The sequence below is a fragment of the Trinickia sp. genome, from assembly GCF_057351765.1.
The window spans coordinates 180,424-206,059 of sequence record NZ_JBMRBK010000079.1 but is presented as its reverse complement, the minus strand read 5'-3'; the positions used below and the strand labels follow the sequence as shown (position 1 = coordinate 206,059).

22 protein-coding genes are annotated in these 25,636 nt (G+C 65.4%); 11 read left to right on the top strand and 11 right to left on the bottom strand.

Translation table 11 applies throughout. The features are described 5' to 3' along the window. Window positions 1-28: 28 nt before the first annotated feature. Together tmk and mltG are read right to left on the bottom strand one after the other, a co-directional pair. Window positions 29-649, bottom strand: a complete 621-nt coding sequence (gene tmk, locus ACO1XS_RS22955) for a dTMP kinase (protein ID WP_331572532.1) — start codon at window positions 647-649, stop codon at window positions 29-31. Beyond that, window positions 650-1,663 (bottom strand): endolytic transglycosylase MltG, encoded by a 1,014-nt coding sequence (gene mltG, locus ACO1XS_RS22950; protein WP_331572534.1) that lies wholly within the window; start codon window positions 1,661-1,663, stop codon window positions 650-652. Between the two features lie 79 nt (window positions 1,664-1,742). Here mltG and ygfZ point away from each other — a divergent pair, with 79 nt between their 5' ends. Together ygfZ and ACO1XS_RS22940 are read left to right on the top strand one after the other, a co-directional pair. Next, the gene (gene ygfZ, locus ACO1XS_RS22945; protein WP_486391762.1) at window positions 1,743-2,780 is read left to right on the top strand and encodes a CAF17-like 4Fe-4S cluster assembly/insertion protein YgfZ; all 1,038 of its coding nucleotides are present in this window, start codon (window positions 1,743-1,745) and stop codon (window positions 2,778-2,780) included. Between the two features lie 8 nt (window positions 2,781-2,788). Further along, a complete protein-coding gene (locus tag ACO1XS_RS22940) occupies window positions 2,789-3,625 on the top strand; it encodes an NRDE family protein (protein WP_331572538.1) in 837 nt (278 codons plus the stop codon). 4 nt (window positions 3,626-3,629) lie between these two features. Here ACO1XS_RS22940 and ACO1XS_RS22935 read toward each other — a convergent pair whose 3' ends face one another. From ACO1XS_RS22935 to ACO1XS_RS22910, 6 genes are all read right to left on the bottom strand, one after another. Then, complete coding sequence (locus ACO1XS_RS22935; RefSeq protein WP_486391761.1) at window positions 3,630-4,478, bottom strand: SDR family oxidoreductase; 849 nt, start codon at window positions 4,476-4,478, stop codon at window positions 3,630-3,632. A gap of 16 nt (window positions 4,479-4,494) precedes the next feature. Further along, window positions 4,495-5,493: an NADP-dependent oxidoreductase gene (locus ACO1XS_RS22930; protein WP_486391760.1), complete on the bottom strand. Its 999-nt coding sequence runs from the start codon at window positions 5,491-5,493 to the stop codon at window positions 4,495-4,497. A gap of 113 nt (window positions 5,494-5,606) precedes the next feature. After that, window positions 5,607-6,089, bottom strand: a complete 483-nt coding sequence (locus ACO1XS_RS22925) for a PaaI family thioesterase (protein ID WP_331572544.1) — start codon at window positions 6,087-6,089, stop codon at window positions 5,607-5,609. A 29-nt stretch (window positions 6,090-6,118) separates the two neighbouring features. After that, window positions 6,119-6,421 carry a Dabb family protein gene (locus ACO1XS_RS22920; protein WP_331572546.1) on the bottom strand — a complete coding sequence of 101 codons (303 nt, stop codon included), beginning with the start codon at window positions 6,419-6,421 and terminating at the stop codon, window positions 6,119-6,121. 107 nt (window positions 6,422-6,528) lie between these two features. Further along, a complete protein-coding gene (gene pncA, locus ACO1XS_RS22915; RefSeq protein ID WP_486391759.1) occupies window positions 6,529-7,155 on the bottom strand; it encodes a bifunctional nicotinamidase/pyrazinamidase in 627 nt (208 codons plus the stop codon). Then, window positions 7,152-8,798: a 3-(methylthio)propionyl-CoA ligase gene (locus ACO1XS_RS22910; RefSeq protein ID WP_486391758.1), complete on the bottom strand. Its 1,647-nt coding sequence runs from the start codon at window positions 8,796-8,798 to the stop codon at window positions 7,152-7,154. Before ACO1XS_RS22910 ends, pncA begins: the two co-directional genes overlap by 4 nt. A 138-nt stretch (window positions 8,799-8,936) precedes the next feature. Between ACO1XS_RS22910 and ACO1XS_RS22905 the strand changes: the two genes are divergently transcribed. The 5 genes from ACO1XS_RS22905 (at window position 8,937) to ACO1XS_RS22885 (ending at window position 12,868) form a co-directional block, all read left to right on the top strand. Further along, complete coding sequence (locus tag ACO1XS_RS22905; RefSeq protein ID WP_486391757.1) at window positions 8,937-10,493, top strand: protein adenylyltransferase SelO; 1,557 nt, start codon at window positions 8,937-8,939, stop codon at window positions 10,491-10,493. A 62-nt stretch (window positions 10,494-10,555) separates the two neighbouring features. Next, entirely contained in the window at window positions 10,556-11,008 is a 453-nt protein-coding gene (gene msrB / locus ACO1XS_RS22900; protein ID WP_486391756.1) for a peptide-methionine (R)-S-oxide reductase MsrB, read from the top strand. A gap of 100 nt (window positions 11,009-11,108) precedes the next feature. Next, the gene (locus ACO1XS_RS22895) at window positions 11,109-11,639 is read left to right on the top strand and encodes a septation protein A (protein ID WP_331572557.1); all 531 of its coding nucleotides are present in this window, start codon (window positions 11,109-11,111) and stop codon (window positions 11,637-11,639) included. Window positions 11,640-11,642: 3 nt separating this feature from the next. Next, window positions 11,643-11,981, top strand: a complete 339-nt coding sequence (locus ACO1XS_RS22890) for a BolA family protein (protein ID WP_331572559.1) — start codon at window positions 11,643-11,645, stop codon at window positions 11,979-11,981. A gap of 107 nt (window positions 11,982-12,088) precedes the next feature. Then, the gene (locus ACO1XS_RS22885) at window positions 12,089-12,868 is read left to right on the top strand and encodes a peptidylprolyl isomerase (RefSeq protein WP_173258662.1); all 780 of its coding nucleotides are present in this window, start codon (window positions 12,089-12,091) and stop codon (window positions 12,866-12,868) included. A gap of 105 nt (window positions 12,869-12,973) precedes the next feature. Here the strand turns inward: ACO1XS_RS22885 and purL are convergent, their stop codons facing one another. Continuing rightward, window positions 12,974-17,059, bottom strand: coding sequence for a phosphoribosylformylglycinamidine synthase (gene purL, locus ACO1XS_RS22880; RefSeq protein ID WP_486391755.1), 4,086 nt, complete (start codon window positions 17,057-17,059; stop codon window positions 12,974-12,976). A 293-nt stretch (window positions 17,060-17,352) separates the two neighbouring features. Between purL and ACO1XS_RS22875 the strand changes: the two genes are divergently transcribed. The 3 genes from ACO1XS_RS22875 to pgi all read left to right on the top strand — a co-directional run bounded on the left by ACO1XS_RS22875 (window position 17,353) and on the right by pgi (window position 22,157). Further along, window positions 17,353-18,654 (top strand): FAD-dependent oxidoreductase, encoded by a 1,302-nt coding sequence (locus ACO1XS_RS22875; protein ID WP_331572563.1) that lies wholly within the window; start codon window positions 17,353-17,355, stop codon window positions 18,652-18,654. Between the two features lie 116 nt (window positions 18,655-18,770). Then, window positions 18,771-20,357 carry an NAD(P)H-hydrate dehydratase gene (locus tag ACO1XS_RS22870; protein ID WP_486391754.1) on the top strand — a complete coding sequence of 529 codons (1,587 nt, stop codon included), beginning with the start codon at window positions 18,771-18,773 and terminating at the stop codon, window positions 20,355-20,357. 183 nt (window positions 20,358-20,540) lie between these two features. Further along, window positions 20,541-22,157 carry a glucose-6-phosphate isomerase gene (gene pgi / locus ACO1XS_RS22865; RefSeq protein ID WP_486391753.1) on the top strand — a complete coding sequence of 539 codons (1,617 nt, stop codon included), beginning with the start codon at window positions 20,541-20,543 and terminating at the stop codon, window positions 22,155-22,157. Between the two features lie 39 nt (window positions 22,158-22,196). On the opposite strand, the gene ACO1XS_RS22860 is transcribed toward pgi, so the two are convergent. Further along, a complete protein-coding gene (locus tag ACO1XS_RS22860) occupies window positions 22,197-22,889 on the bottom strand; it encodes an ABC transporter ATP-binding protein (RefSeq protein WP_331572569.1) in 693 nt (230 codons plus the stop codon). Between ACO1XS_RS22860 and ACO1XS_RS22855 the strand changes: the two genes are divergently transcribed. Then, window positions 22,888-23,577 carry an arylesterase gene (locus tag ACO1XS_RS22855; RefSeq protein ID WP_331572571.1) on the top strand — a complete coding sequence of 230 codons (690 nt, stop codon included), beginning with the start codon at window positions 22,888-22,890 and terminating at the stop codon, window positions 23,575-23,577. The genes ACO1XS_RS22860 and ACO1XS_RS22855 overlap by 2 nt on opposite strands. Window positions 23,578-23,598: 21 nt before the next feature. Here the strand turns inward: ACO1XS_RS22855 and ACO1XS_RS22850 are convergent, their stop codons facing one another. Continuing rightward, a complete protein-coding gene (locus tag ACO1XS_RS22850; RefSeq protein WP_486391752.1) occupies window positions 23,599-25,533 on the bottom strand; it encodes a SurA N-terminal domain-containing protein in 1,935 nt (644 codons plus the stop codon). Window positions 25,534-25,636 lie beyond the last annotated feature (103 nt).

The following is a 25,636-nucleotide window of genomic DNA, read 5'->3' as shown; positions in this document are numbered from 1 at the left end:
GGTGCCGCGTACGTCGCGGCGATTCGCCTCAAAGCGTCGACACCAGCCGCGCGAGCTGGTGACGGATTTCGTCGATGCCGAGCGTCGCATCGACAACCACGAACCGGTGCGGGGCTTCTTGCGCGCGCCGCAGATACTCGGCGCGCGTGCGCTCGAAAAAGGCGAGCGTCTCGCTCTCGAACTTGTCGGGCGAGCGCACCGCGCCGCGCCGCTCGCTGGCCGTTCGCGGCGGCACATCGAAAAGCACGGTCAGATCCGGCTGGAATCCGCCCTGCACCCAGCGTTCGAGCGCCTCGAGCTTATCGCGCGGCAAGCCGCGGCCGCCGCCCTGATAGGCGAACGTCGCATCGGTGAACCGGTCGCTCAGGACCCAGTCGCCGCGTGCGAGTGCCGGCTCGATGACCTGCGCGAGATGCTCCCGGCGTGCCGCGAACATCAGGAGCGCCTCGGTCTCGAGGTCCATCCGCTCGTGCAGCAGCAGCTCGCGCAAGGCTTCGCCGAGCGGTGTACCGCCGGGCTCGCGCGTCGTCACGACAGCGCTGCCCGCCGGGCTCAGCTTGTCTTCGAGACGTTCCCGAAACCATGCCAGATGCGTCGTTTTGCCTGCGCCGTCGATGCCTTCGAAGGTGATGAATTTGCCGCGCGCCATTTACTGTTGACCTCGAATATATTTATCGACCGCCTTGTTGTGATCGCCGAGCGTATCGGAGAAGACACTGGTGCCGTCGCCGCGCGAAACGAAATAGAGCGCGCCCGTGGGCGCCGGCTTCGTCGCCGCCTCGAGCGATGCCGCGCCCGCGAGCGCAATAGGCGTCGGCGGCAGACCGCGCCGCATATAGGTGTTATACGGGGTATCCGTTTGCAAGTCCCGCTTGCGCAGCCGGCCGGTATACGCGTCGCCCAGGCCGTAGATCACCGACGGATCGGTTTGCAACGGCATGCCGATACGCAACCGGTTGGCGAACACCGCCGCGACCAGCGGACGGTCCGCAGCCCTGCCCGTCTCCTTCTCGACGAGCGACGCCATCGTCAGCGCCTCATACGGCGTCTGGTACGGCAACCCAGGTGCGCGCTCGATCCAGACGCGCGCGAGCTGCTGCTGCATCAACCGGTACGCGCGCCGGTACACGTCGATATCGCTCGATCCCTTGTCGAACAGGTACGTATCCGGGAAGAAGAGCCCCTCGGCATTCGCGAGGTCCTTTTCCTGCGCCCCGATCGCAGCCAGCAACTGGGCGTCCGTCATCCCCACGGTGTCGTGCTTGAGTGACGGGTCGGCGTCGATTTCGGCGCGCATGCGCTTGAACGACCAGCCTTCGATGATCGTGACGACGTCCTCGTTCGTGTCGCCGAGCGCCAGCTTTTGCAGCACTTCGTACGGCGTCACGCCACTCTTGAACTCATAGTTGCCGGATTTCAGCCGCGTTTGCAGGCCCAGCGCGCGCGTCATCAGAACGAACGGTTCGGGGGCGAGCGTCACGCCTGCCCGCACGAGCTGCAACGCGACGCTGCGCACGCTGCTGTGCGGCTTGATCGTGACATCGACCACGGGAGCCGAGAGCGTGACGGGGCTCGTGGCCCAGAAATATCCGCCGCCCGCGGCGGCGGCAAGCAAAACGACGGCAACTGCACCGAGGGCGAAGCATTTCTTCAGAAGGGACATGCGAAACAAGGCTCGGGTAGACCCCATATAATAGCTTGCTCGCATCAGCCAAAGTCAGGATTGACCGGATATCGAATCCATGAATGCCCCCCACGCACCCGATTTGCCCCCCGCTTCGCCCGCACCGGGCCTATCCCGCCCCGCCCCGGTCGAATTCGACGCGGTCCTCGCGCGCGGCGCTTTCATGGCGCTCGATCAGTTCGGTGTGATCGAGGCCACGGGAGACGACGCCGCGAGCTTCCTTCATGGCCAGTTGACGAACGACGTTCAGCATCTGGATGCCGCGAGTGCGCGGCTGGCCGGCTACTGTTCGCCGAAAGGCCGGCTCATCGCCTCCATGCTCACGTGGCGCGCCGGGCAATCGATTCGGCTGCTCGTCGCGCGAACGGTTTGTGCGAATGTTCAAAAGCGGCTGTCGATGTTCGTGTTGCGCGCAAAGGCGAAGCTTGTCGATATCACGGACGCGGTCGCCGTGATCGGCTTCGCGGGCGATGTGCGCGAAGCGCTTTCGAGCGTATTCGAAGCGCTGCCGGACGGCGTGAACGTGCAGGTCGCCGGCCCGTTGGGCTCGCTCGTGCGTGTGCCCGACGCCAACGGCCGCGCCCGCTATTTGTGGATCGGCCCGAAAGCCGAGGTCGAGGCCTGCCTGCCGGGGCTCGAAGCCCGTCTCGCGCACGTTTCGTCGGCCGTTTGGGATTGGCTGGACATCCGCGCGGGCGAGCCGCGCATCACAGCGGACGTGGTCGAACAGTTCGTGCCGCAAATGGTCAATTTCGACGCGTTGGGCGCCGTCAACTTTCGTAAGGGCTGCTATCCGGGCCAGGAGGTCGTTGCTCGCAGCCAGTACCGCGGCACGATCAAGCGGCGCGTGGCACTCGCGCATATCGCCACCGATAGCGACCCGGTGCGCGCCGGCGCGGAACTCTTCCATTCCGCAGATCCTGGCCAGCCGTGCGGGATGATCGTCAATGTCGCGGCCGCGCCACGAGGCGGTTTCGACGCGCTCGTCGAGATCAAGCTTGCATCGCTCGACGAAGGCGTCGTTCGAGTCGGTACCGCCGAGGGGCCCGAACTGGCGTTCGAGCCGTTGCCGTACGCATTGCCCACGGAAGTCTGACGCGCCAGATGTGCCTCATCGTCTTCGACTGGCGGCCCGATGCGGCACACGGCCCTCTGTTCACGCTCGCCGCCAATCGCGACGAATATTTTCGCCGCGAGACCGCTCCCCTCGGATGGTGGACCGATCTTCCGCAAGTACTGGCCGGCCGCGATCTGGCGGGCGGCGGGACCTGGCTGGGTGTATCGCGCGACGGACGCTTCGCCGCGCTCACGAATTACCGCGCCCCGCTCGACACACGGCCCGATGCACCGACGCGCGGGATGCTCGTCGCGGAGTATCTCGCCGGCGAGCGTCTCGCCCCACTTGACTACCTCGCGCGGGTGGCCGAGCGCGGCGCAATCTACAACGGCTTCAATCTGCTGGCAGGCGATTTTGCCCGGCGCGAGCTCGCGTGGTACTGCAACCGCGGCGAAGCGCCGCCCGTCCTACTCCCGCCCGGCACACACGGTATTTCGAATGCGGTGCTCGACACGCCTTGGCCCAAGCTCGCGAGAAAGCGCGCCGAACTGGCTGCGCTGACGAGTGCTGGCAACGGGCAAGCCCCGCTTGCGGGCCTCATCGAACTGATGCTCGACAGACAGATCGCACCCGACGACACGCTGCCTTACACCGGCATCCCGCTCGAACGCGAACGCGCGCTGTCCGCGGCGTTCATCGAGACGCCCGATTACGGGACGCGCGGCACGACTGCCTTGCGCGTCGATACGGGGAGCACGGGCCTCCGGGCCCATCTCGCCGAGCGCAGCGACGATGACGGATCGCATCGCGTGCGCCGCCCGGGCGACGTCGAACGCATCTTCGATTTCTGGATCGACGGCGGCCCCTCGAACACCGGGGGCTGACGATTCACGCCGGACTGCTCGGATCGCTGGGCTGACGCTGCCTTTCGATATCTTCGTGCCGCAAGCGGATGCTCGGAACAATGGCCGGATGCGTAAACACATAAAAGCGTTCGTCGCGTATCGCGTCGAACGTCGCGTCGGCGATATCGGCGGCCGTGAGCCGTCCGGCACGCACGGCTTTGCGCAACTCGCGCGCAGCGAGGATCTGCGATGCCGTCGGTGCCGCGTCGTTGCGCAAGCGCGCGGGGCGCGCGCGCTCGGCATCAGCGATGTTTGTCGGTGCGAACGCCGGACTCAGCAGGGAGCACCCCACCGGGGCGCCGACCTTGCGCAAATCGTGATAAAGCGTTTCGGTCAGTCCGACGACGGCATGCTTCGAGGCGTTGTAGACGCTCATCAATGGCGGCGCGAGGAATCCCGCGACGGACGCGGTGTTCACGATATGCGCGGGCTCGTTCTGCCCGATCATGATCGGTGCGAATACGCGCACACCGTGCGCCACACCCATCACGTTCACGCCGAAGACCCACGCCCAATCGTTCGCGCTCATCTCCCAGGCGAGGCCGCTTGCACCCACGCCCGCATTGTTGAACAGCAGATGCGCTTTGCCATAGCTATCGAGCGTCTTGCGGGCGAGCGCTTCGACTGCGCCGGCGTCCGAGACATCGGTGGGCACAGCGACGACCTCTGCACCGGCCGCCCTCAGCGTCGCTGCCGTATCGGCCAGAGCATCGGAATCGATATCCGCGAGCACGAGTCTCATGCCGAGCGCGGCGCCCTGTTCGGCAAACGCGCGGCCCAATCCGCTCGCCGCGCCGGTAATCACGGCAACCTTGCCTTCGAACGCCTGCATGACGGACTCCGATTCCTCAAACGAGCTTGACGAGTTGCTTGCCGAAGTTGCGCCCCTTGAGAAGCCCCATCAAAGCGTCGGGCGCATGCTCGAGCCCCTCCATTACGCTTTCGCGATAGTTAAGCTTCTTTTGCGCAACGAGCGAGGCGAGCTCGGCCAACGCCCGCGGCCAGATATCCAGATGCTCGGACACGATGAAACCCTGCAATGTCAGGCGCATCGTCAGGATCAGCGCGGGCTGCCGAAGCGGCTGGGGCGCCCCGTCGTAACCCGCGATCATGCCGCATAACGCGATGCGCCCAAACGGGTTCATCCGCGTGAGCGTCGCATCGAGCGAGGCGCCGCCCACGTTTTCGAAGCAGCCGTCGACACCCTCGGGCGTGGCAGCCTCGAGGTCCTCCTGGAGCTTGCCGGCCTTATAGTCGACACAGGCATCGAAGCCGAGTGTCTGCGTCACGTAGCGGCACTTCTCGGCGCCGCCCGCAATCCCCACGGCACGGCATCCGGCCAGCTTCGCCAACTGGCCCACGACGCTGCCGACGGCACCGCTGGCCGCGCTGACGACGATCGTCTGCCCTGCCTGCGGCGCAATGATCTCGTTGAGCCCGTACCACGCCGTCACGCCCGGCATTCCCGCGACGCCGAGATAAGCCGAGAGCGGGATCGCCGTATCGTCGACCTTCGTCACGCCCGTGCCGTCCGATGTGCCGAATTCCTGCCAACCGAATACGCCCGTGACCTTGTCGCCCACCGCAAAGCGGGTGTTGCGCGATTCCACGACTTCTCCGGCCGTTGCGCCGATCATCACTTCGCCGAGCGGTTGCGGCGCGGCGTACGACTTCGTTTCGTTCATCCGGCCGCGCATGTACGGGTCGATCGACAGCCAATGATTGCGGACGCGAAACTGCCCGTCGGCAAGCGGCTCGAGCGGCGTGGCGACGAGCTGGAAGTTGTCGGCCGTCATGGCACCCTGTGGACGCGAGACGAGCAGCATGCGGCGGTTCATCTGAGTCATGGCGATTTTCTCCTTCGATAAGCGTCCGGCAAGCGCAAAGCCGAAAACGAAAAAATCCCCGTGGACGGCGGGAGCCCGGGGGGCCGTGGCCGCCCGAGCGGTAGGCGAGAGGATCAGCCGTCGCTGGGGCCTGGTTTGCCCGTCGGTATGCGCCGGGTTCGCTGCTCGACGATGTCCCGGCCGACGGCCAGGCGCCGCATGTATTTGAACGTCCCGAGTGCCTTGGCGACGAAATGGCCCTCGCTGTCGCGCACTTCGCCTTCGCAGTACGCCATCGTCGTCGAACGATGCAGCACGCGGCCGAACGCGCGCAACTCGCCGCGCCCGGGCTGCATGAAATTGACCTTCATTTCGACCGTGACGACGCCCATGCCGTCGCCGGCCAGGCTGCGCGCGGCCGTCGCGAGCGCGACATCGGCCAGCGTCATGGTGACGCCGCCGTGCGCGACCTGCCACGTGTTCATAAGGGTTGCGTCAAGCGGCAGTTCGACCTCGCTGACACCGTCGGCGGCCGATACGAGACGCACACCGAGGTGATCGACGAAGGGGCTTTCGATCACATTGGCATGACCGGCGGGAGGCGGAGTGTGCGGCATCGCGGTTTTTGCGGGGGGGCTGATGGGTCTCAGATTTCGTAGTCGATGCACTGGCGCGCTTCGCGCACGGCGCCGACGAACGACTTGAGCGCTTCGTGCGTGGGGTGAACCTGATACGCGTCGAGCGCGGTCTTGTCGGCGAAATCGGACACGAGCACGACGTCGTAGGTCGATTCGAGCCCCGGCTTCGCAATGCCGACTTCGATGCGCAGGATGCCCGGCACGATATCGCGGCAGCCTTCGAGCTTTTCCTTCAGCTTCAATGCGTTTTCCGCGCGCGTTGCACCTTCCGCCGTGTCCTTCAATTTCCACATTACGATGTGTCGAATCACGCTGAGCTCCGTTCGTTTGCGTTCGGCCGGCTGTCGCGCCGACGGTCGGCCTGTCAGATGTCAGCGACGGATGATACCCGTTTCGTTTCGAGCCCGTTCGAGGCCGATTACCGCAATGCGTCCTCGGCGCGAGCGCGCGCAATGCCAGCCGCATCCATGTCCCGCCACGCGCGTTCGAGCGAGCCCTCGAGGTCGATGGCTCGGCAGGCGTCTTCCACGACGACGGCTTCGAACCCCGCTGCCCGCGCATCGAGCGCGGTCCATGCCACGCAGTAGTCGGTTGCGAGACCGCAGCACCACACCCGCTTGACGCCCGACTCCCGCAAATAGCCGGCCAGTCCGGTCGGCGTTTCGCGATCCGCCTCGACGAAGGCCGAGTAACTGTCGATCGTGCGGCGATAGCCCTTGCGAATGACGAGCCTCGCATGGGCGATGTCGAGCGCCTCGTGCAGCGCCGCGCCCGCCGTGCCCTGCACGCAGTGCACGGGCCACAGCACCTGCTCGCCGTACGGCAACGCGATGCGCTCGAACGGTGACTTGCCCGCATGGCTCGCGGCGAACGAGATGTGGTCCCGCGGATGCCAGTCCTGGGTCACGATCACATGCTCGAACGCGCGTGCGAGCCGGTTCGCCACGGGCACGACTTCGTCACCGCGCGCGACGGCCAGGGCACCGCCCGGCATGAAGTCGTTTTGCAGATCGATTACGAGGAGGGCCTCGTCTTGCCCTTTCATGTTCGCTCCTTCGTCGGCCACACATGATCCCGGAACATATCGCGCAGCTTCATCTTCGACAGTTTGCCCGTCGCCGTATGGGGCAATTCGGGTACGAAAACGATGTCGTCGGGAATCCACCACTTCGCCAGTTTACCTTCGTAAAACGCGCGCAGCGCCTCGCGAGTCAGGCCATCGCCGGTCGGCCGTTTGACGACGACGAGCAGCGGACGTTCGCCCCATTTCGGATGCGGGCACGCGATGCACGCTGCCTCGGCGACGTCGGGATGGGCGACGGCGATGTTCTCCACCTCGCTCGAGCTGATCCATTCGCCGCCGGATTTGACGACGTCCTTGCTGCGATCGGTGATATGCAGGAAGCCTTCGCTGTCGATCGTCGCCACGTCGCCCGTCGGGAACCAGCCGTCGACGAGCGCGGACGTCTCGGTCGCGAAGTAGCGGTCGATCACCCATGGGCCGCGTACGTATAGATCGCCGAACGCCACGCCGTCGCGCGGCAATTCCGCGCCGTTCGCATCGACGATCTTCATGTCGACGCCGAAGATGACCGTGCCCTGCTTTTCAAGCAACCGCCGCTGTTCTTCGCGCGGGCGCTGCGATTGCTCCCAGTTGAGCCGCGCGAGCGTGCCGAGCGGCGAAAGCTCGGTCATGCCCCAGGCATGGATCACGCGCACGCCATAGTCGTCTTCGAAGCTGCGCAGCATCGCCGGGGGACAACTGGAGCCGCCGATGACCGTGCGTTCGAGCGACGAAAAGCGCTTGCCGCCTTCGCGCACGTGCGCGAGCAAGCCCATCCAGACCGTGGGCACGCCAGCCGAAAAGGTGACCCGCTCCGCCTCCATCAGCTCGTAAAGCGATTTGCCGTCGAGGTCCTTGCCCGGCAGCACGAGCTTTGCGCCGTTCAGCGGCGCCGCGTGAGGGATGCCCCAGGCGTTGACATGGAACATGGGCACGACGGGGAGCACCGAATCGCGCGCCGAAATTCCCATCGCGCCGGTCAGCGATGCGCCGTAGGCATGCAGCACCACGGATCTGTGCGAGTACAGCGCGCCTTTCGGATGCCCCGTCGTACCCGAGGTATAGCAAAGGTACGAGGCGAGCCGCTCGTCGAGTTCGGGCCACTCGAACTCACCATCCTCGGCCGCGAGCAGCGGCTCGTAGTACAGCAAAGGCACACTGTCCGGGGGGCTTTCCTTCGGGGCATCCGCGAGCGCGATCCAACCCTTCACGTTCGGGCAGCGCGGCGCGAGCTCGGCCACGAGCGGCGCGAACGTCGTATCGAACAGGATGTATCGATCGTCGGCATGCGCGACGATATAGGCGATCTGCTCTGGAAAAAGCCGCGGATTGATCGTATGGCAAACGGCACCGAACCCCGTCGCCCCATAATAGGCTTCGAGGTGACGGTAGCCGTTCCACGCCAGTGTACCGACGCGCTCTCCGGGCTGCACGCCCAGCCGGATCAGCGCCTGGGCGAGTTGCCGGGCGCGCTTTTCGCAATCGCGATAGGTGTAGCGGTGAATATCGCCCTCGATGCGCCGGGAAACGATCTCCGTATCCCCCGCATAACGCGCGGCATGCCGCAGCAGCATCGAAACGTTGAGCGGTATGTCCATCATCTGGCCCAACAAAGGCTCGGTCATGGCGGCGCCCTCCTATTTTCGTTGTCGTCCCGCGATCGCGTCCGGTGCGCTCGAGTGCCCGCAGCCCGGGCTCGCGCGGCTTGCGACGCGCCCTCGGCCGGCGCCTTACAATAGCGGGTAACTCAAAGGCACCTCAATATGTCGTTTTCCCCAAGCATCGCAGCACAGCTCGACACCGCCGATGAACTCGCGAGCGCGCTGGGCACCGCGCGCAGCGGTTCGTTCGCCGAACTCGGCTCCGCGTTTTTCACGCGGCTGCCTGCGGCCCCGCTACCCGCCCCTTATCTGGTGGCGTTTTCGGCCGACGCGGCAGCGCTCCTCGGGCTCGAGCCGCGCATCGCCGAGACGCCCGGCTTCGTCGAGCTTTTCAGCGGCAACGCCACGCGCGAATGGCCGCAGGCGGCGTTGCCGTACGCATCTGTCTACTCGGGGCACCAATTCGGCGTCTGGGCGGGACAGCTTGGCGACGGTCGCGCGCTCTCGCTCGGCGAGCTCGAGCACGGCGGTCTGCGCAACGAGCTGCAGCTGAAAGGCAGCGGCCGCACCCCCTACTCGCGTATGGGGGACGGACGCGCCGTCCTGCGCTCTTCGATCCGGGAATTTCTCTGCTCGGAGGCCATGCATCATCTCGGCATTCCGACGACGCGTGCACTATGCGTAATCGGATCCGATCAACCCGTGCGCCGCGAAGAGATCGAAACGGCGGCTGTCGTCACACGGGTGGCGCCGAGCTTCGTGCGCTTCGGACATTTCGAGCATTTCTATGCGGGCGAGAAGATCGACGCGCTGCGCGCGCTCGCGGATCATGTGATCGATCGCTTTTACCCGCAGTGCAGGGAAACGCCGGACCGCTATCTGGCCATGCTCCCACAGATAGTCGCCCGTACCGCCGACATGGTTGCGCAGTGGCAGGCAGTGGGCTTTTGCCACGGCGTCATGAACACGGACAACATGTCGGTAATGGGCCTCACCATCGACTACGGGCCGTTCGGTTTTCTCGATGCCTTCGACGCCAACCACATCTGCAACCATTCGGATACGCAGGGCCGCTACGCCTATCGTATGCAGCCGCAGATCGCCTATTGGAACTGCTTTTGCCTGGCCCAGGCGCTGCTGCCGCTCATCGGCGCGCATTACGAGGAGAGCGTGCGCGCCGAGCGCTCGGTCGCCGACGCGCAAGAGGCGCTCGAAGGATTCAAGGCCCGCTTTGCGCCGGCGTTCGAGCGCCGGATGTGCGACAAGCTCGGCTTGTCGGACGTGCGGCCGGGCGATGACAAGCTCGTCGACCGACTGCTCGAACTCATGCATGCCAGCCGAGCCGATTTCACGCTGACGTTCCGCCGCCTCGCGCAGGTCTCGAAGGACGATGCGCGCGGCGATGCGCCGGTGCGCGACATGTTCCTCGATCGGGAGGCGTTCGACCGATGGGCCGCGGACTATCGCGCGCGGCTTGCGTTGGACCCGCGCGACGACGCCACGCGGCGCGAGGCGATGAATCGCATCAACCCGAAGTACGTGCTGCGCAATCATCTGGCCGAAACCGCGATCAGGCGGGCGATGGAAAAGGACTTTTCCGAAGTGGCGCGCCTTGCCGCGGTGCTCTCGCGGCCATTCGACGAACAGCCGGAATTCGAGGACTACGCGGCGCTGCCGCCGGAGTGGGCGGGCACGCTCTCGGTGAGCTGCTCGTCTTAGCCCTCTTCACGCTCGCAACGAGCGCCCGCCAAGCGGGCGCCATTCGATGGAGACATCATCCCATGAACCGTCATACCGATCATCCTCACGATCCGCTCGCCTCCCCGGCCCCCACCGACGAAGACTATCCGCTGGGCAAACCCGACGAGGCGTGGCGCGGTCAGCTTTCCGAAACCGAGTACGTGGTTACGCGCCACGCCGCCACCGAGCGCCCTTTCACGGGCCGGTACTGGGATCACTGGGAACGCGGCATTTACGATTGCGTGTGCTGCGGAACGCCGCTTTTCGAGTCGTCGACGAAATTCGACGCTGGCTGCGGCTGGCCCAGCTATTTCAAGCCCATCGACGGCGAGGTCATCGAAGAACGTACCGATCGCTCGCATGGCATGCTGCGCATCGAAGTGCGTTGCAAGCACTGCGGCGCACACCTGGGCCACGTATTCGAGGATGGCCCGGCACCGACGGGCCTGCGTTACTGCATCAATTCGGCTGCGCTACAATTCGACCCCAAGTAGCGCCGCCCGGCGTGCCGTCCCTGGTTCTCGAGCGGGGCCGAACCGGGGCGGCCGCGTTCGCCGACATTTCGTCGCCTTCTTCCGACACCCTCGGCCATTCATGAAATTTCTCTTCGACCTTTTCCCGATCATCCTCTTTTTCGTCGCATTCAAGGTCTGGGGCATCTTCACGGCGACCGCCGTCGCCATTGCCGCGACCTTGCTGCAAGTTGCCTGGGTGGCGTTTCGCCATCGCAAGGTCGATACGATGCTGTGGGTCAGTCTCGGCGTCATCGTCGTCTTTGGGGGTGCGACGCTCGTCTTGCACGATCAGAAATTCATTCAGTGGAAACCGACCGCGCTTTACTGGCTCTTCGCGTCGGGCCTGCTTGTCGCGCGCTACGCCTTTCGCAAGAATCTGATCGAGACCATGATGGGCAAACAGTTGAGCCTGCCCGACGGCGTCTGGGATAAGCTCAACGTGGCATGGGCGCTCTTCTTCGTGGCGCTCGGTGTGGCCAACCTCTATGTGGTCGGCAATTTCACGGAGTCGCAGTGGGTCAACTTCAAGCTGTTCGGCACGACGGGGGCGATGGTCGTCTTCATCGTCGCGCAAAGTCTGTGGCTCGCGAAGTATTTGAAGGAGGAGTGAGCGATGAGTGAACTGTCGAGCAGCGCTTTCGTCGAAGCGGGACCGGCCGCACGGATTGCCTTCATCGAGGCGCGCCTGAATGCGGCGCTGCCCGTCTCGTCGCTGTCGGTTCGCGATGACAGCGCGCTGCATGCGGGCCATGCCGGTGCGGCCGCCGGCGGGCACTATGCGGTGACGCTCGTATCGTCCGCGTTTGCGGGCAAACCCCGGCTGGCGCGGCATCGGCTGGTGTATGATGCGCTGGCCGACGTGATGCAGCGCGGCATTCACGCGCTCGCCATCACGGCCTATACGCCCGAAGAATTCACGCGGCTCGGCGATGCGCCGTCTTCGACGTCCTGAATGCGACGCTCCGAACGATAAACACGCATCGTGTCGAACCCGTGCGGAGCCTTCGCGGCGCAACGATTGACCGAACCCTTCCCGTTAGGAAACGTTAGGAACTCTCGATGACCTTTAACCAACCCCGTCTTTGGGTGCTGCTGGCTGCGTTCGCCGCCGCCCCGGCTTTTGCGCAAAATGTTGCCGTCGTGAACGGAACGCCGATTCCGAAATCGCGCGCGGATGCGCTCGTGGGTCAGCTCGTCAAGCAGGGGCAGCAGGATTCGCCGCAATTGCAACAAGCTGTACGCGATGAACTGATCAATCGCGAAATTCTGATGCAGGAAGCCGTACGCGAAGGGATCCCGTCACACCCCGACGTCAAGGCCCAGATCGCCGTCGCTCAGCAGACGGTCGTCCTGCGTGCGCTCATCGAGGACTTCGTCAAGAAGCACGCACCGAGCGATGCCGAGGTCAAGGCGCGCTATGACGAACTCGTCAAGCAAGCCGCCGGCAACGAACTGCACTTGCATCACATCCTCGTCGAGAACGAACAGCAGGCAAAAGACCTGATCGCCAAGATCAAGGGCGGTGCAAGTTTCGAAGACCTGGCGAAGCAGTATTCGAAAGACCCCGGTTCGGCGAAAAACGGCGGGGACCTCGATTGGTCGAATCCGAAGGCCTATGTGCCGGAATTCGCGCAGGCCGCGGAACACCTGAAGAAAGGCCAGATGACGGACGCGCCCGTCCATACGCAGTTCGGCTGGCACATCATCCGGCTCGACGATACGCGAGCCATCGCCCCGCCGCCGCTCGATCAGGTCAAGCCGCAGATCGTTCAGCAGATGCAGCAGGAAAAACTGCAGGCGTTCGAGCAGAACCTGCGCGCCCAGGCCAAGATCCAGTAATCGCAGGCCGCGCCTCAAGCGACAAAGCCGCCCTTCTTCATCGGGCGGCTTTGTCGTTTCTGGAGCCAGCGTGCCGCAGCGAGGCGGGGAGGCGGCGCCTTGCGCTCAGCCGAGCCAGCGCCGTGCGTTACGGAACACGCGCATCCACGGACTCGCCTCGCCCCACCCCTCGGGGTGCCAGCTCATCTGCACCGTGCGATGCACGCGCTCCATGTGCGGCATCAGCACGGTGAAGCGGCCATCGGGCGTCGTCACCGAAGTGATGCCGTTCGGCGATCCGTTGGGATTGAACGGATACCGCTCCGTGGCCTCGCCGCGATGATCGATATAGCGCATCGCGACGCTTACGCGGGACGCATCGCCTTGCTGCGAGAAGTCTGCAAAGCCTTCGCCGTGTGCGACGGCAACCGGAAGGCGCGATCCTTCCATGCCCGCAAAGAAAATCGACGGCGAAGAGTCGACGCGCACGAGCGAAAAGCGCGCTTCGAACTGCTCGGACTTGTTGCGCGTGAACTTTGGCCACGCTTCGGCGCCGGGGATCATCGAAGCGAGACTGCTGAGCATCTGGCAGCCGTTGCAGATACCGAGCGCGAACGTCTCGCCACGGCCGAAGAATGCGGCGAACATGTCCGCGAGCCGCGGATTGAAGCGGATCGTCTTTGCCCAGCCTTCGCCGGCGCCCAGCACATCGCCATACGAAAAGCCGCCGCATGCCACAGCGCCCGCGAAGTCGGCAAGCGTCGTGCGGCCCGAGAGCAGATCGCTCATATGGACGTCATAAGCGTCGAAACCGGCGCGATCGAATGCGTAGGCCGTTTCGAGATGCGAGTTCACGCCCTGCTCGCGCAGGATCGCCACGCGCGGGCGTGCGCCCGTGCCGATGAACGGCGCGGCAATGTCCTCGCTCGGATCGAACGTCACATGGGGCGCGATTCCCGGGTCCGCCGCATCGAGCAACGTCTCGTACTCGGCGTCGGCGCAGGCGGGATTGTCGCGCAGCCGTGCGATGCGCCAGCTCACCTCGGTCCACGCCCGCTGCAGCTCGGTGCGCGGCGCGTCATAGATCTTCCTGGCGTCGCGGTAGATTTCCACGATGTCGCGCTCGTTCGGCTTGCCGATCACATGCGAGCACGCACCCAGCCCATGCTGGCGCAACAGCGCGAGCACGGTGTCGCGCTCGCTCGCACGCACTTGCACGACGGCGCCCAGTTCCTCGTTGAGCAGCGCATGCAGCGTGCGGTCGTCGCGACGCCCGCTCGTTTGCTTCGCCCAATCCTTGGCGTCCCCGTAATCGAACTCATGACCGGCATCGAGCGCGAGCATGTCCACGTTCAACGAGACGCCCACATGCCCGGCAAATGCCATTTCGCAAACCGTGGCCCACAGTCCGCCATCGGAGCGATCGTGATAGGCCAGCAGCAAGCCGTCGGCATTGAGCGTTTGAATCGCCGTGAAAAAGCGCTTGAGATCTTCGGGATCGTCGACGTCCGGCACAGTGTCGCCGACTTGCTGCGTGACCTGCGCGAGGATGCTGCCGCCGAGCCGATGCTTGCCGCGGCCCAAATCGATTGCGATCAGGACACTGTCGCCCACCTCGGCCGCACGCCGCAACTGCGGCGTCAGATGCCGGCGTACGTCGTCGACAGGCGCAAATGCCGAAATGATCAGCGAGACGGGCGCCGTGACTTCCTTTGCCACCCCGCGCTCGTCCCATTTCGTTTTCATCGACAGCGAATCCTTGCCGACCGGAATGCTGATACCGAGCGCCGGGCACAGTTCCATGCCGATCGCCTTGACGGTATCGAACAGCGCCGCATCCTCGCCAGGACTACCGCAAGCGGCCATCCAGTTGGCCGACAGCTTGAGCTTGTCGAGCGAAGCGATGGGCGCAGCGGCGATGTTCGTGATGGCCTCGCCGACGGCCATCCGGCCGGACGCCGGTGCATCGATGACGGCCAGCGGCGCGCGCTCCGCCATGGTCATGGCTTCGCCGCGAAAACCCGCGTAGTCGAGCGCCGTGATCGCGCAGTCCGCCACCGGTACTTGCCACGGGCCGACCATCTGGTCGCGCACGCTCGTGCCGCCGACCGTACGGTCGCCGATCGTGATCAGGAAGGACTTGCTTGCCACGCTCGGATGCTTGAGCACCGCCACCGCCATCTCGGCGAGCGACAAACCGGTCACGTCGACCGGTACCCGCGCAGCACCCACGCGCGCGACATCGCGGTGCATGCGCGGGGGCTTGCCCAGCAGCACATCCATCGGCATATCGACGGGATGCTGCGCCGGGCCCTCGCCTTGCGTGTCGACCAGTTGGAGCTGGCGCGCCTCGGTCGCGACACCGACGACGGCGAGCGGGCAGCGCTCGCGGACGCAGATGGCTTCGAAACGCGGCAGATCGGCCGGCGCAATCGCCAGCACATAGCGTTCTTGCGCTTCGTTCGACCAGATTTCGCGCGGCGACAGTCCACTCTCTTCGAGCGGCACGCGGCGCAGTTCGAAACGCGCGCCTTTGCCCGCGCCATCGACGAGCTCGGGGAACGCGTTGGACAGACCGCCCGCGCCGACGTCGTGAATGCTGAGAATCGGGTTGCCGGCGCCCAACTGCCAGCAGGCGTTGATGACTTCCTGCGCACGACGCTCGATTTCCGGATTGCCGCGTTGGACCGAGTCGAAATCGAGTTCCGCCGTGTTCGCGCCCGTTGCCATCGAACTCGCGGCGCCACCGCCCATGCCGATGCGCATGCCGGGGCCGCCGATCTGAATCAGCAGCGAGCCTGCCGGCAGGTCGTGCTTGTGCGTGTGGGCATCCGAGATGTTGCCGATGCCGCCCGCGATCATGATCGGTTTGTGGTAGCCCCGTACCTGGCCGCCGACGTTTTGCTCGTAGACGCGGAAGTAGCCGCCAAGATTCGGCCGCCCGAATTCGTTATTGAACGCGGCGCCGCCGAGCGGACCGTCGATCATGATCTGCAACGGCGATGCGATGCGATCCGGGCGGCCGTAGGCGCCGTATGTGTCCGCGGGATTGCGCTCGGCGAGCGGCACGGCGGCGTCACGGGCGCTTTCCCAAGGTTCGAGCGCATCCGGCAGTGCCAGGTTCGACACCGAGAATCCGGTGAGCCCCGCCTTCGGCCGCGCGCCGCGTCCCGTCGCGCCTTCATCGCGAATTTCGCCGCCCGCGCCCGTCGCGGCGCCCGCGAACGGCGAGATGGCGGTCGGGTGGTTATGCGTTTCGACCTTCATCAGCGTGTGCGTGAGCTCGACGTGGCGGCTGTACCGCTCGTCGAACATGCCCGCGCCGTCACCGCCGGCATCGGCGGCCTGCCGCGGGAACCAGCGCTCGGCCGGGCCGCCCGCCATGATCGCCGAATTGTCCGAGTAGGCGACGATCGTGCCTTGGGGATTCAGCTTTTCCGTGTTCTTGATCATCGCGAAAAGCGACATGTCTTGCGGCTCGCCGTCGATCGTCCATTGCGCGTTGAAGATCTTGTGCCGGCAGTGCTCGCTGTTCGCCTGTGCGAACATCATCAGCTCGACGTCGCTCGGGTTGCGCGCGAGCTTCGTGAAGGCATCGACGAGATAATCGATCTCGTCATCCGCCAGCGCGAGGCCCAGCTCGCTATTGGCCTGCTCGAGCGCGGCCCGGCCCGCTGCGAGGACATCGACCGTCGCAAGCGGCTTGGCGGGCAATTCGTCGAACAGATGGTGCGCATCCCCGCGCGAGCCCACGATACTTTCGGTCATCCTGTCGTGCAGCGCCGCCGCGACCGCGGCGCGCGCCTCGTCCGAAAGTCCTTTTTTGGCCCCCACTCCCAGAAAGCCCGCTTTGAGCGTCACCGTGTACTCGATTCCGCGCTCGATACGCCGCACGTGATCGAGACCGCAGTGATGAGCGATGTCGGTCGCCTTGCTGGCCCACGGCGAAATCGTGCCGAAGCGGGGCACGACGAGAAACGTTTCGCCCGCGCCGCGCCCTTCGCCGGCAGCGAACGGCGCGCCATAGTGGAGGAGCGCCTCGATGCGATCGTTATCCTCGCGCGAGAGCGGCTCGGCCGAACTGACGAAGTGCAGGTATTGCCCGCGGACATCGACGATGTTCGCGTCGATGCGGCCGAGCGTGTCGATGAGACGGGATTGACGGAAGTCGGAGAGCGCCGAAGCACCGGGAAAGCACGAGAAGTGAGCCATGAAAGGACGTGGGCGTCGATGGGTCGGGCACGCGCGTCACTGGCCACGCGTGCGGACGACATGAAGCGAAAGGAAGACCAGGATTATACCCGGAAGTCGGCCCCCAATAAGCCGCTCCGATCCAAGCCGCGATGCCGCCACGGCGGAGCTGCGGCGGGGGCCCGGGACCGGTTTCGCTCGCGCGGGTGAGGCGTGCAGGCACGATTGGCGCTATCATCCGCGGTTTGCTTCCTCGACGCGAAGGCGCAATGCGAGCGCGCCTCGCGGTTTGCACGGCTCCGAGCAATCATTCAATGGATGTCATCGTCATAGGCGGCGGGGTCGTCGGCGTCGCCACCGCATATCAGCTGCATTCGGCCGGACACCGCGTCTGCGTCATCGAGCGCCATGCAACCGTTGCGCAGGGTGCCACCTATGGGCATGGCGGCGCGCTCCTGCCCACGCCGCTCGACGTATGGTTCGGCCCCACATTCGTGCCCAATGCGCGGATACCGCGCAGCGGTCTCGTCTACAAGCCGGGCTTCAACGGCACCACGCGGCGCTTCATGCAGCGCCTCGCCGCCTTTCAGGAGCCGGATGCGTTTCGGGACCAGTATCGGCGCCTCGGGCCGCTCGTCGATCTGTCGCGCGAGACGCTCGCGGCGCTCGAGACGCGCTTCGATTTCGAGTTCGAGCAGCGCAGCGGAATGCTTCACGTCGTGCGGCACCCGCGCGAGTGGGAGCTTGCGCAAAGCGCGCTCGATTTGCTGCGCGAGTTCGAAGTCCAGCATCAGGTGCTCACGGCGCGCGAATGTGCCGATCTCGAGCATTCGATACCCACCGATCCCGAGTTTGCGGGCGGCGTGTTCTTCGAGCATGAGCGCCTAGGCAACTGCCCGCTGTTCACGAAGCTCGTCAAACAAGTGCTCGAGGAGCAAGCCGGTGTCCGGTTCATGTTCGGCCGCGCGGTCGAAGCCTTGCGGCTCGACGAGCAGCGCGCGGCGGTGGAACTCGCGCCTGCGCCGAGCGAACGCGCGAGCGCACGGGAAGTCGATGTCGTATCGGCCGACGCGATCGTCGTTGCCGCGGGCGCCGGCAGCCTCCCCCTCATCGAACGGGCCACAACGAATCTGCCCTTGCACCCGGCCCGCTTTTTCGCATTGACGGCACCGATCGCTTACGAGGAGTGTGTGCCGCATGTCGCGGTCGTCGATACGGTCCGGCGCATTACGATGACGCGCGTGAATCAGAGGGTGCGCGTGGCGGGTGCGGCACTCGTGCAGCCGGAGCGCGAAATCGCAAAACCGGCCCCGGAACCGCTTGCCACCGCGGCAACGGCGCTGCTTGCGCAAGCCACGCATGACTGGATACCGGGCGCCGCCAAGATTTCGGCCGCGCACTCATGGGATGGCGTCCAGTTGCTTTCGCCGGACGGGTTGCCCGTCGTCGGCCGGGCGTCGCATCCGCGGCTCTTCGTGAATCTCGCGCACGGCCCGGCCGGTTGGGGGCTCGCCTGCGGGTCTGCTAAAGTGCTTGCTGAAATCATCAGCGGCACCGAGCCCAGTGTTCCGCCCGATACGCTTGCCGCGTTGCGCGCCGATCGTTTCGCGAGCTGAGCGAACCCCCGCATGGCCGCAAGCGTGCGGCCACCCACCGCCGAGGCACGCCACGGGTGGCGATCGATCGGTCTCGCGCCCGTTGCCGCTGCGATGCTCCCGGATATCCGAGACCCATGACAGAAGCCGCCTCGCCCCCGCCGCGTTCCAGTTTTGTCCATCCGCACGAGCGGCCGCTGCCGCTTTATTCGGTGGCGCAAGTGCGCGAAATCGAGCATCGTGCGGCGGCAAGCTTGCCGGCCAACACGCTGATGGCGCGCGCCGGTGCGGCAGCGGCGCGATGCCTGCTCGAGCAGGCCGGACACGACGGTTCCCTGGCGGGCGGATGGCCCGTCTGGCTCGCGGCAGGTCCCGGTAACAACGGCGGCGACGCGCTCATGTGCGCAACGGGGCTGCACCAGGCCGGCGTGCCTGTCGAAGTGTGCATGCCGGTGGAGGTCAAACCCGACGATGCGCGGTGGGCGCTCGGTACGGCGCGCTCGGCCGGCGTGCCGATCTCGCATGTGCCGCCGGCCTCGTTCGAGCGCTACGGTTGGATCGTCGACGGTCTGTTCGGGATCGGGCTCGCGCGTCCGCTCGAGGGCATGTTCGCCGAACTGGCCGGCCGCATCGGCGCGCACGCCCGTCGATGCGGCCGCGTGCTCGCGCTCGACGTGCCGAGCGGGCTGGACAGCGACTCGGGCACCATCGTCGGCGGCGCCGTCGCCGCTTGCGCTTCGCACACGATCACGTTCATCGGCGCGAAACCGGGCCTTTACATGGGCCACGGCCGCGATTTGAGCGGCACTTTATGGGTTGCGCCGCTCGACATCGACGCTGACGCCATCGAGCTGTCGACGCCTGTCGCTCGGCTGAACGCGCCAGATCTCTTCACCGACGTTTTTCCCGCGCGCACATTCGCATCGCACAAGGGGACGTTCGGCAGCCTTGCGGTGGTCGGTGGCGACACCGGTATGTGCGGCGCACCGATTCTCGCGGCGCGGGCCGCGCTGCATGCCGGGGCGGGCAAAGTGCATGTCGCCTTTCTCGGCAGCGGCGCGCCGCCTTACGATCCGCCCTACCCCGAATTGATGCTGCATCCGCTGGATACGCTTCGCCTCGCGAGCATGGACGCGCTGGCGATCGGCTGCGGCATGGGGACCAGCGAACGCGCGGCCGATGTGCTTGCCGACGCTATCGCGCTCGATATGCCCAAACTGCTGGATGCGGACGCGCTCAATTTGCTGGCGCAGCAGGCCCCTCTCGCGCAAGCGCTCGTCGAGCGCGGCGCGGCGGGCGCAGCGACTGTCCTGACGCCGCATCCGCTCGAGGCGGCGCGCCTGATGGGCTGTGACGCGGCGATGGTGCAGCGCGATCGCGTCGCAGCCGCGCGAACGCTCGCTTCCAGGTTCGGTGCAGTTGTCGTCCTGAAAGGCGCAGGGACCGTCATTGCGGCTCCCGATGCGCGTGTGGCGATCAACCCCACCGGCGGCGCGGCGTTGGCCACCGGAGGCACGGGGGACGTTCTCGGCGGCATCATCGGCGCCTTGCTCGCTCAGCGCCTGCCGGCCTTCGAGGCCGCGCTCGCGGGCGTCTACTTCCATGGTCTTGCCGCGGATACGCTGACGGCCCACGGGATCGGGCCGGCCGGGTTGACGGCGGGAGAGCTCGCCGCGACGGTGCGCGCTTCCATCAATCGGCTGATTTATCCGGCGCGCGAGTGACGCGTGCTGGTAATGCGAGCCACCCTCCAACGCCGCTATACTGTTCGACCCCGCCGCATTTCTTGAGAGGCGCCACCGCCATCGCGGCCGGCGGCGCACAGCGGGTCGCAGCAGCAAGCGAAAGCCGGCCCGGCCAGCTGTGCCGCGGCCTTCGTTCGAGCCCCCAACGATCGACCGACAGCCATGACGACGAACTCGCTTTCCTCCTGGTCCGCGCTGCAAGCGCATTACGACACGATTCGCGAAGCGCGGCTGCGCGACTGGTTCGCCGCCGACACCAGCCCCACCCGCGCCGAGCGCTTCACCTTCGCGGGAGGGGGCCTCGCCGCCGACTTCTCGAAAAACCGGATCACCGACGACACACTGCGCCTGCTCGTTGCGCTCGCGCGCGAAGCGGGCGTCGAAGCGCGTCGCGACGCCATGTTCGAGGGTGCCATCGTCAACCCCACGGAGGGCCGTGCGGCGTTGCATACCGCGTTGCGAGCCACGCGCGCCGATGCCCCCTACCACGAGCAAATCCGCGCCGAGCGCGCCAAGATGGCCGCCTTTGCCGAACGCGTGAGGAGCGGCGCGTGGACCGGCTACTCCGGCAAGCGCATCCGTCATGTCGTCAATATCGGGATCGGCGGTTCGGATCTCGGTCCGAAAATGGTCGTCCATGCACTCGATCATCTCGCGCATCCCGAGATCGCCAGCTACTTCGTTTCCAACGTCGACGGTGCCGACCTCGCTCGCGTCCTTGCGCGCATCGATCCCGAGGAGACGCTCGCGATCGTCGTTTCGAAGACCTTCACGACGCTCGAGACCATGACGAACGCGCGCTCGCTGCGCGACTGGTTCGTGCAACGAGGCTGCCCCGAGCAGGCGCTCGCCAAGCATTTCGTCGGCGTGTCCGCCAATCCGGCCGAAGTCGTCAAGTTCGGCATCGATGAAAAGAACGTCTTTGAAATGTGGGACTGGGTGGGTGGGCGCTATTCGCTGTGGTCGGCTGTCGGTCTTTCGATCATGATCGCCGTCGGGCCCGAGCATTTCGACGCGCTGCTAGCCGGCGCCGACGCCATGGACACCCACTTCCGGCAAGCCCCGCTCGAGCGCAACCTGCCCGTCCTGATGGGACTCGTCGGCATCTGGTACCGCAATTTCTTCGGCTCGCAAAGCTATCTCGTCGCACCGTATTCCGAGGCGCTGCACTACTTGCCGTCGTATTTGCAGCAGCTCGAAATGGAGAGCAACGGCAAGTCCGCGCGGCTCGACGGACAATTCGTCGACTACGCGACTGCGGCCGTCACGTGGGGCGAACCGGGCACGAACGGGCAGCACGCGTTCTTTCAGATGCTGCATCAAGGCCCGACCATCGTGCCGATCGACTTCATCGCGGTGCTCACGCCCGAGCATCCGCTCGCGAGCCATCATCCGAAGCTGCTCGCCAATTGCTTCGCGCAGAGCGAAGCGCTCATGCTCGGGCGGACGGTCGAGGAAGCACGCAAGGTCGCCGGCCCCGACAAGCCGGAACTCGTACCGCACCTCGTCTTTCCGGGCAACCGGCCATCGACGACACTGCTTGTCGACGCATTGACGCCCCACTCGCTGGGTGCGCTCATTGCACTTTATGAGCACAAGGTGCTCGTGCAAGCCACGATCTGGAACATCAACCCGTTCGATCAATGGGGCGTGGAGCTCGGCAAGATACTCGGCAAAGTCGTGGAGGCGGACCTCGTCGCACCGCAATTCGACCCATCGAAGCACGATTCGTCCACTTCCGCGCTGATCGCGCGAGCGCGCGAAGCCAGCAAGCGTTGAACCTAAACGGGGTGGGCCCGGCTTGTTGGCGGGGCTCGCCTACCGATGCGCCACCCGTCCCGCGTCGAGCGTCACGATGCGCGCGCAACGATGCGCAAGTTCGAGATCGTGCGTGACGAGCACGAGCGTGGCCCCGTGTGCCGCGTTCATCTCGAACATGAGATCGATGACCGCGTGCCCGGTCGCGGCATCGAGACTGCCCGTCGGCTCGTCTGCGAACAGGATCGCCGGGTGGGTGACGAAGGCGCGCGCGAGCGCGACACGCTGCTGCTCGCCGCCGGACAGGACCTTCGGATAGTGCCCAGTGCGCGCCCCGAGGCCGACTTGATCGAGCAGCGCGCGGGCACGGCCCGTTGCCTCGTGCGAGGTGACGCCGCCTTGCAACTCGAGCGGCAAGCGCACGTTCTCGAGAGCGGTCAGATGCGGCATCAGCTGAAACGATTGAAAGACGAACCCGACCATGCCGTTTCGGAGATTCGCCCGTTCATCCTCCGACAACGTTTCGAGCGCCTTTCCGAACAATCGAACCGAGCCCGACGTGGCATTGTCCAATCCGGCGAGCAAGCCCAGCAGCGTCGACTTACCCGAGCCGGAGGCACCGACGATTGCCACGCTGCTGCCGGGCGTGACCTCGAGTGTGATGTCCTCGAGTATCGTCAGCTCGCCCGTTGCGTTCTTAACCCGCTTGGATAAATTGCGTACTTCGATGATGGGATCGGTATTTTTATGCATGAGGAAGGCGCGTCGCTCGAAAGTAGGTGCGCTCGCCGGCAATCTGCACCGAGCGTTGCTGGCTATCGCGCTCGCCGTGGTCGCGACCTCGGCCGGTGCAACGGCGGATGCCGCCGCGCCGGCCAAGCCGGTCATCGTCGTGCTCGGCGACAGTCTTTCGGCCGAGTACGGCCTGCCCAGAGATTCAGGATGGGTCGCGCTGCTGAGGCGCCGCCTGGCGAACGAGCGCATCGATTATAGCGTCGCCAATGCAAGCATCAGCGGAGACACGACGAGCGGCGGCCGCGCGCGGCTGCCCGAATTGATATCCCGCCTCAAGCCGTCGATCGTGATCGTCGAGCTGGGCGCCAACGACGCGTTGCGCGGTGTCCCGCTCTCGACGACGGAAGACAATCTGCGCACGATCGTCAAGGACGCGCAGCAGAGCAAGGCGAAAGTGGTGCTCGTCGGGATGTATGTGCCGGCCAATTACGGCCCCGCCTATACGGAGCAGTTCCATCGAATCTACGGCTCGCTCGCCAAGGAACTCGATGTACGGCTCGTCCCTTTTCTGCTCGCCGGCATCGAAAACAAGCCGGACATGTTCCAGAGCGATCAGATGCACCCGACCGAGCAAGCGCAGCCGGTACTGCTCGACAATGTCTGGCCGGTTCTCGCGCCGCTCCTTCAGCGCCGGCAAGTCCGCTAAGTCGGACCTGCCGGCAATCGCTCAATCGGTACTGCCTGACTTGCCGTCCGCCGCTCCGTAGAACTTCACCTTCGAGCGCGCGCGCAGCGCATCGATATAAGCCTGCATATCGGTCTGTCCGCTCATCTGCGAAAGTTGCTGTTGCGCTCCCGCAAGCCGGGCGGGGTCGATCGGCGCACCGGGCAGCACGGCATTCACACGATAGATGGCGTAACCGGCCTCGCCAAGATCGACGCCGGTGTAGACGGGCGGCTTGCTGGCATCGGCTTTGAAGATCGCGCTCAACGCTGCGGGCGGGACGCTTTGCGCATCCGTGCGCGAGAGCTTCATCTCGGCGCCGAAGCCCGCGGTCGACTTCGACTTTTGCAAGTCTGCAAGCTTGGCGGCGCCGTCCTTGCGGGCGAGCTCGGCAGCCTGCTCGGCCACGTAGCGGGCGCGCACGGCATCCTTGATCGATGCCAGCGGCGGCGTGGCAGCCGGTTTGAAGTCGGTCACGCGAGCCGAGATCAGCATGTTATTGCCGACGTCGATCGCCTGCGTGTTGTTATGGTCCTTGACGGCATCGTTGGCGAAGACAGCAGCCAGGAACTTGGGATTGTTGAGCGGGCTGTCGGGCGGCAGCGACGCGCTGGGCTTGTTGGTGACCGTGGCCGTTTGCAGCGTCAACTTGAACTTGTCGGCAACCGGCTGCAGGCTCTTCGCCTGTTCGTAGACTGTCGACGTGAACGCGTCCGAGCCGTCGCTGAAAGCCTTGGCGGCCTGCTGCGACTTGAGTTCCTTCTCGATCTGGTCCTTCACGCTGGCGAACGGCTTGACGACGGGCGGCTTTTCGTCGGTCAGCATGATCACGTGGTATCCGAACGCCGAACGCACCACATCGCTGACATCGCCCTTTTTCTTCAACCCGAGCGCGGCCGCGTCGAATGCCTTGTCGCCCGTGATCACACCACCGGTCGACCAGCCGAGGTCACCGCCCTTCGATGCGGAGCCCGGGTCCTTCGATTCTTTCTGAGCGATCTGCGCAAACTGATCGGGATGCGCCTTCACCTGCGCCAGTACGTCCTGCGCCGTTTTCTTCGCGGCCGCGTCCTCGTCGGGCTTCGCACCGCTCGGCGACGGAATCAGAATCTGGCTCACGCGCACTTCACGCGGTGTCGTGAAACGCGCCGTGTTGTCGTCGTAGTACTTCTTCGCATCGGCTTCGGTCGGGTTGATCCCGGCGCCCAGCGTAGCCGGGGAGAACACGACGTATTGGATGGACGCCGTCGGCGGCGTCGCGAAATCGGCGCGATGCGCATCGTAGTACGCGGCGAGCTGCGCATCGTCCACCTTGACCTTCGAGGCGTAATCGCTGGTATGCAGCACCAGCGGCTGCACCGAGCGCTGTTGCTCGGCAAGCTGGGCCAGGTGCTCGGCAACGCTCTTGGGCACGAACGCGCTCGCCTGGATGCTATCGGGGATCTGGTCCATCGCCAGGCCGTAACGGACACGCTCCTGGTATTGATCGGGTGTCATGCCCTGCATCGCGAGCAACTGGGTATAGCGATCGACGTCGATCGACCCATCGGGTTTGCGCAGCGACGCAATCACCGGATCGGCCAAGAGCGCTCGACGCACCGCGTCATCCGATGCGCTCAGGTGCTCGCGCTGCGCCTCGTCGGCCAGCACGCGCTGCTGAATCAGGCTGTCGAGCAATTCGCGGCGCCGCTCGGGCGTATCGAACATCTTCGCGTCGAAGCGCGCGCCGAGCACCTGCCGCGCCTGATCGAGTTGCCGACGCATCGCGTCGTCGAATTCGGCACGGGTGATTTTATGGCCGTTGACGCTCGCCACATTGGCGCTTTCGTCGAAGAACCCGCGGAAACCCTGGATACCGATGAAGCCCAGCCCCGGCACGATGACGAGGACGAGCATGAACATCATCAGGCGCTTGTGGTTGCGAAAGAAATCGAGCATGCGTGACTGGTTACGTTGGACAAAAACGTCCAATAGTACAACAGCTGCAACCGGCGGCGACAAATCCGGTTCTGGCGGAAAGACGGGCTTGCCAGCCGGCATG

What these genes read in the sequence shown, in the direction of transcription:
- pncA (WP_486391759.1), bottom strand. Translation starts at nt 7,155, where the DNA reads ATGAAAGGGCAAGACGAGGCCCTCCTCGTAATCGATCTGCAAAACGAC.
- ACO1XS_RS22885 (WP_173258662.1), top strand. Translation starts at nt 12,089, where the DNA reads ATGACCTTTAACCAACCCCGTCTTTGGGTGCTGCTGGCTGCGTTCGCC.
- ACO1XS_RS22940 (WP_331572538.1), top strand. Translation starts at nt 2,789, where the DNA reads ATGTGCCTCATCGTCTTCGACTGGCGGCCCGATGCGGCACACGGCCCT.
- tmk (WP_331572532.1), bottom strand. Translation starts at nt 649, where the DNA reads ATGGCGCGCGGCAAATTCATCACCTTCGAAGGCATCGACGGCGCAGGC.
- mltG (WP_331572534.1), bottom strand. Translation starts at nt 1,663, where the DNA reads ATGTCCCTTCTGAAGAAATGCTTCGCCCTCGGTGCAGTTGCCGTCGTT.
- purL (WP_486391755.1), bottom strand. Translation starts at nt 17,059, where the DNA reads ATGGCTCACTTCTCGTGCTTTCCCGGTGCTTCGGCGCTCTCCGACTTC.
- msrB (WP_486391756.1), top strand. Translation starts at nt 10,556, where the DNA reads ATGAACCGTCATACCGATCATCCTCACGATCCGCTCGCCTCCCCGGCC.
- pgi (WP_486391753.1), top strand. Translation starts at nt 20,541, where the DNA reads ATGACGACGAACTCGCTTTCCTCCTGGTCCGCGCTGCAAGCGCATTAC.
- ACO1XS_RS22870 (WP_486391754.1), top strand. Translation starts at nt 18,771, where the DNA reads ATGACAGAAGCCGCCTCGCCCCCGCCGCGTTCCAGTTTTGTCCATCCG.
- ygfZ (WP_486391762.1), top strand. Translation starts at nt 1,743, where the DNA reads ATGAATGCCCCCCACGCACCCGATTTGCCCCCCGCTTCGCCCGCACCG.
- ACO1XS_RS22925 (WP_331572544.1), bottom strand. Translation starts at nt 6,089, where the DNA reads ATGCCGCACACTCCGCCTCCCGCCGGTCATGCCAATGTGATCGAAAGC.
- ACO1XS_RS22860 (WP_331572569.1), bottom strand. Translation starts at nt 22,889, where the DNA reads ATGCATAAAAATACCGATCCCATCATCGAAGTACGCAATTTATCCAAG.
- ACO1XS_RS22855 (WP_331572571.1), top strand. Translation starts at nt 22,888, where the DNA reads ATGAGGAAGGCGCGTCGCTCGAAAGTAGGTGCGCTCGCCGGCAATCTG.
- ACO1XS_RS22875 (WP_331572563.1), top strand. Translation starts at nt 17,353, where the DNA reads ATGGATGTCATCGTCATAGGCGGCGGGGTCGTCGGCGTCGCCACCGCA.
- ACO1XS_RS22905 (WP_486391757.1), top strand. Translation starts at nt 8,937, where the DNA reads ATGTCGTTTTCCCCAAGCATCGCAGCACAGCTCGACACCGCCGATGAA.
- ACO1XS_RS22910 (WP_486391758.1), bottom strand. Translation starts at nt 8,798, where the DNA reads ATGACCGAGCCTTTGTTGGGCCAGATGATGGACATACCGCTCAACGTT.
- ACO1XS_RS22895 (WP_331572557.1), top strand. Translation starts at nt 11,109, where the DNA reads ATGAAATTTCTCTTCGACCTTTTCCCGATCATCCTCTTTTTCGTCGCA.
- ACO1XS_RS22930 (WP_486391760.1), bottom strand. Translation starts at nt 5,493, where the DNA reads ATGACTCAGATGAACCGCCGCATGCTGCTCGTCTCGCGTCCACAGGGT.
- ACO1XS_RS22850 (WP_486391752.1), bottom strand. Translation starts at nt 25,533, where the DNA reads ATGCTCGATTTCTTTCGCAACCACAAGCGCCTGATGATGTTCATGCTC.
- ACO1XS_RS22935 (WP_486391761.1), bottom strand. Translation starts at nt 4,478, where the DNA reads ATGCAGGCGTTCGAAGGCAAGGTTGCCGTGATTACCGGCGCGGCGAGC.
- ACO1XS_RS22890 (WP_331572559.1), top strand. Translation starts at nt 11,643, where the DNA reads ATGAGTGAACTGTCGAGCAGCGCTTTCGTCGAAGCGGGACCGGCCGCA.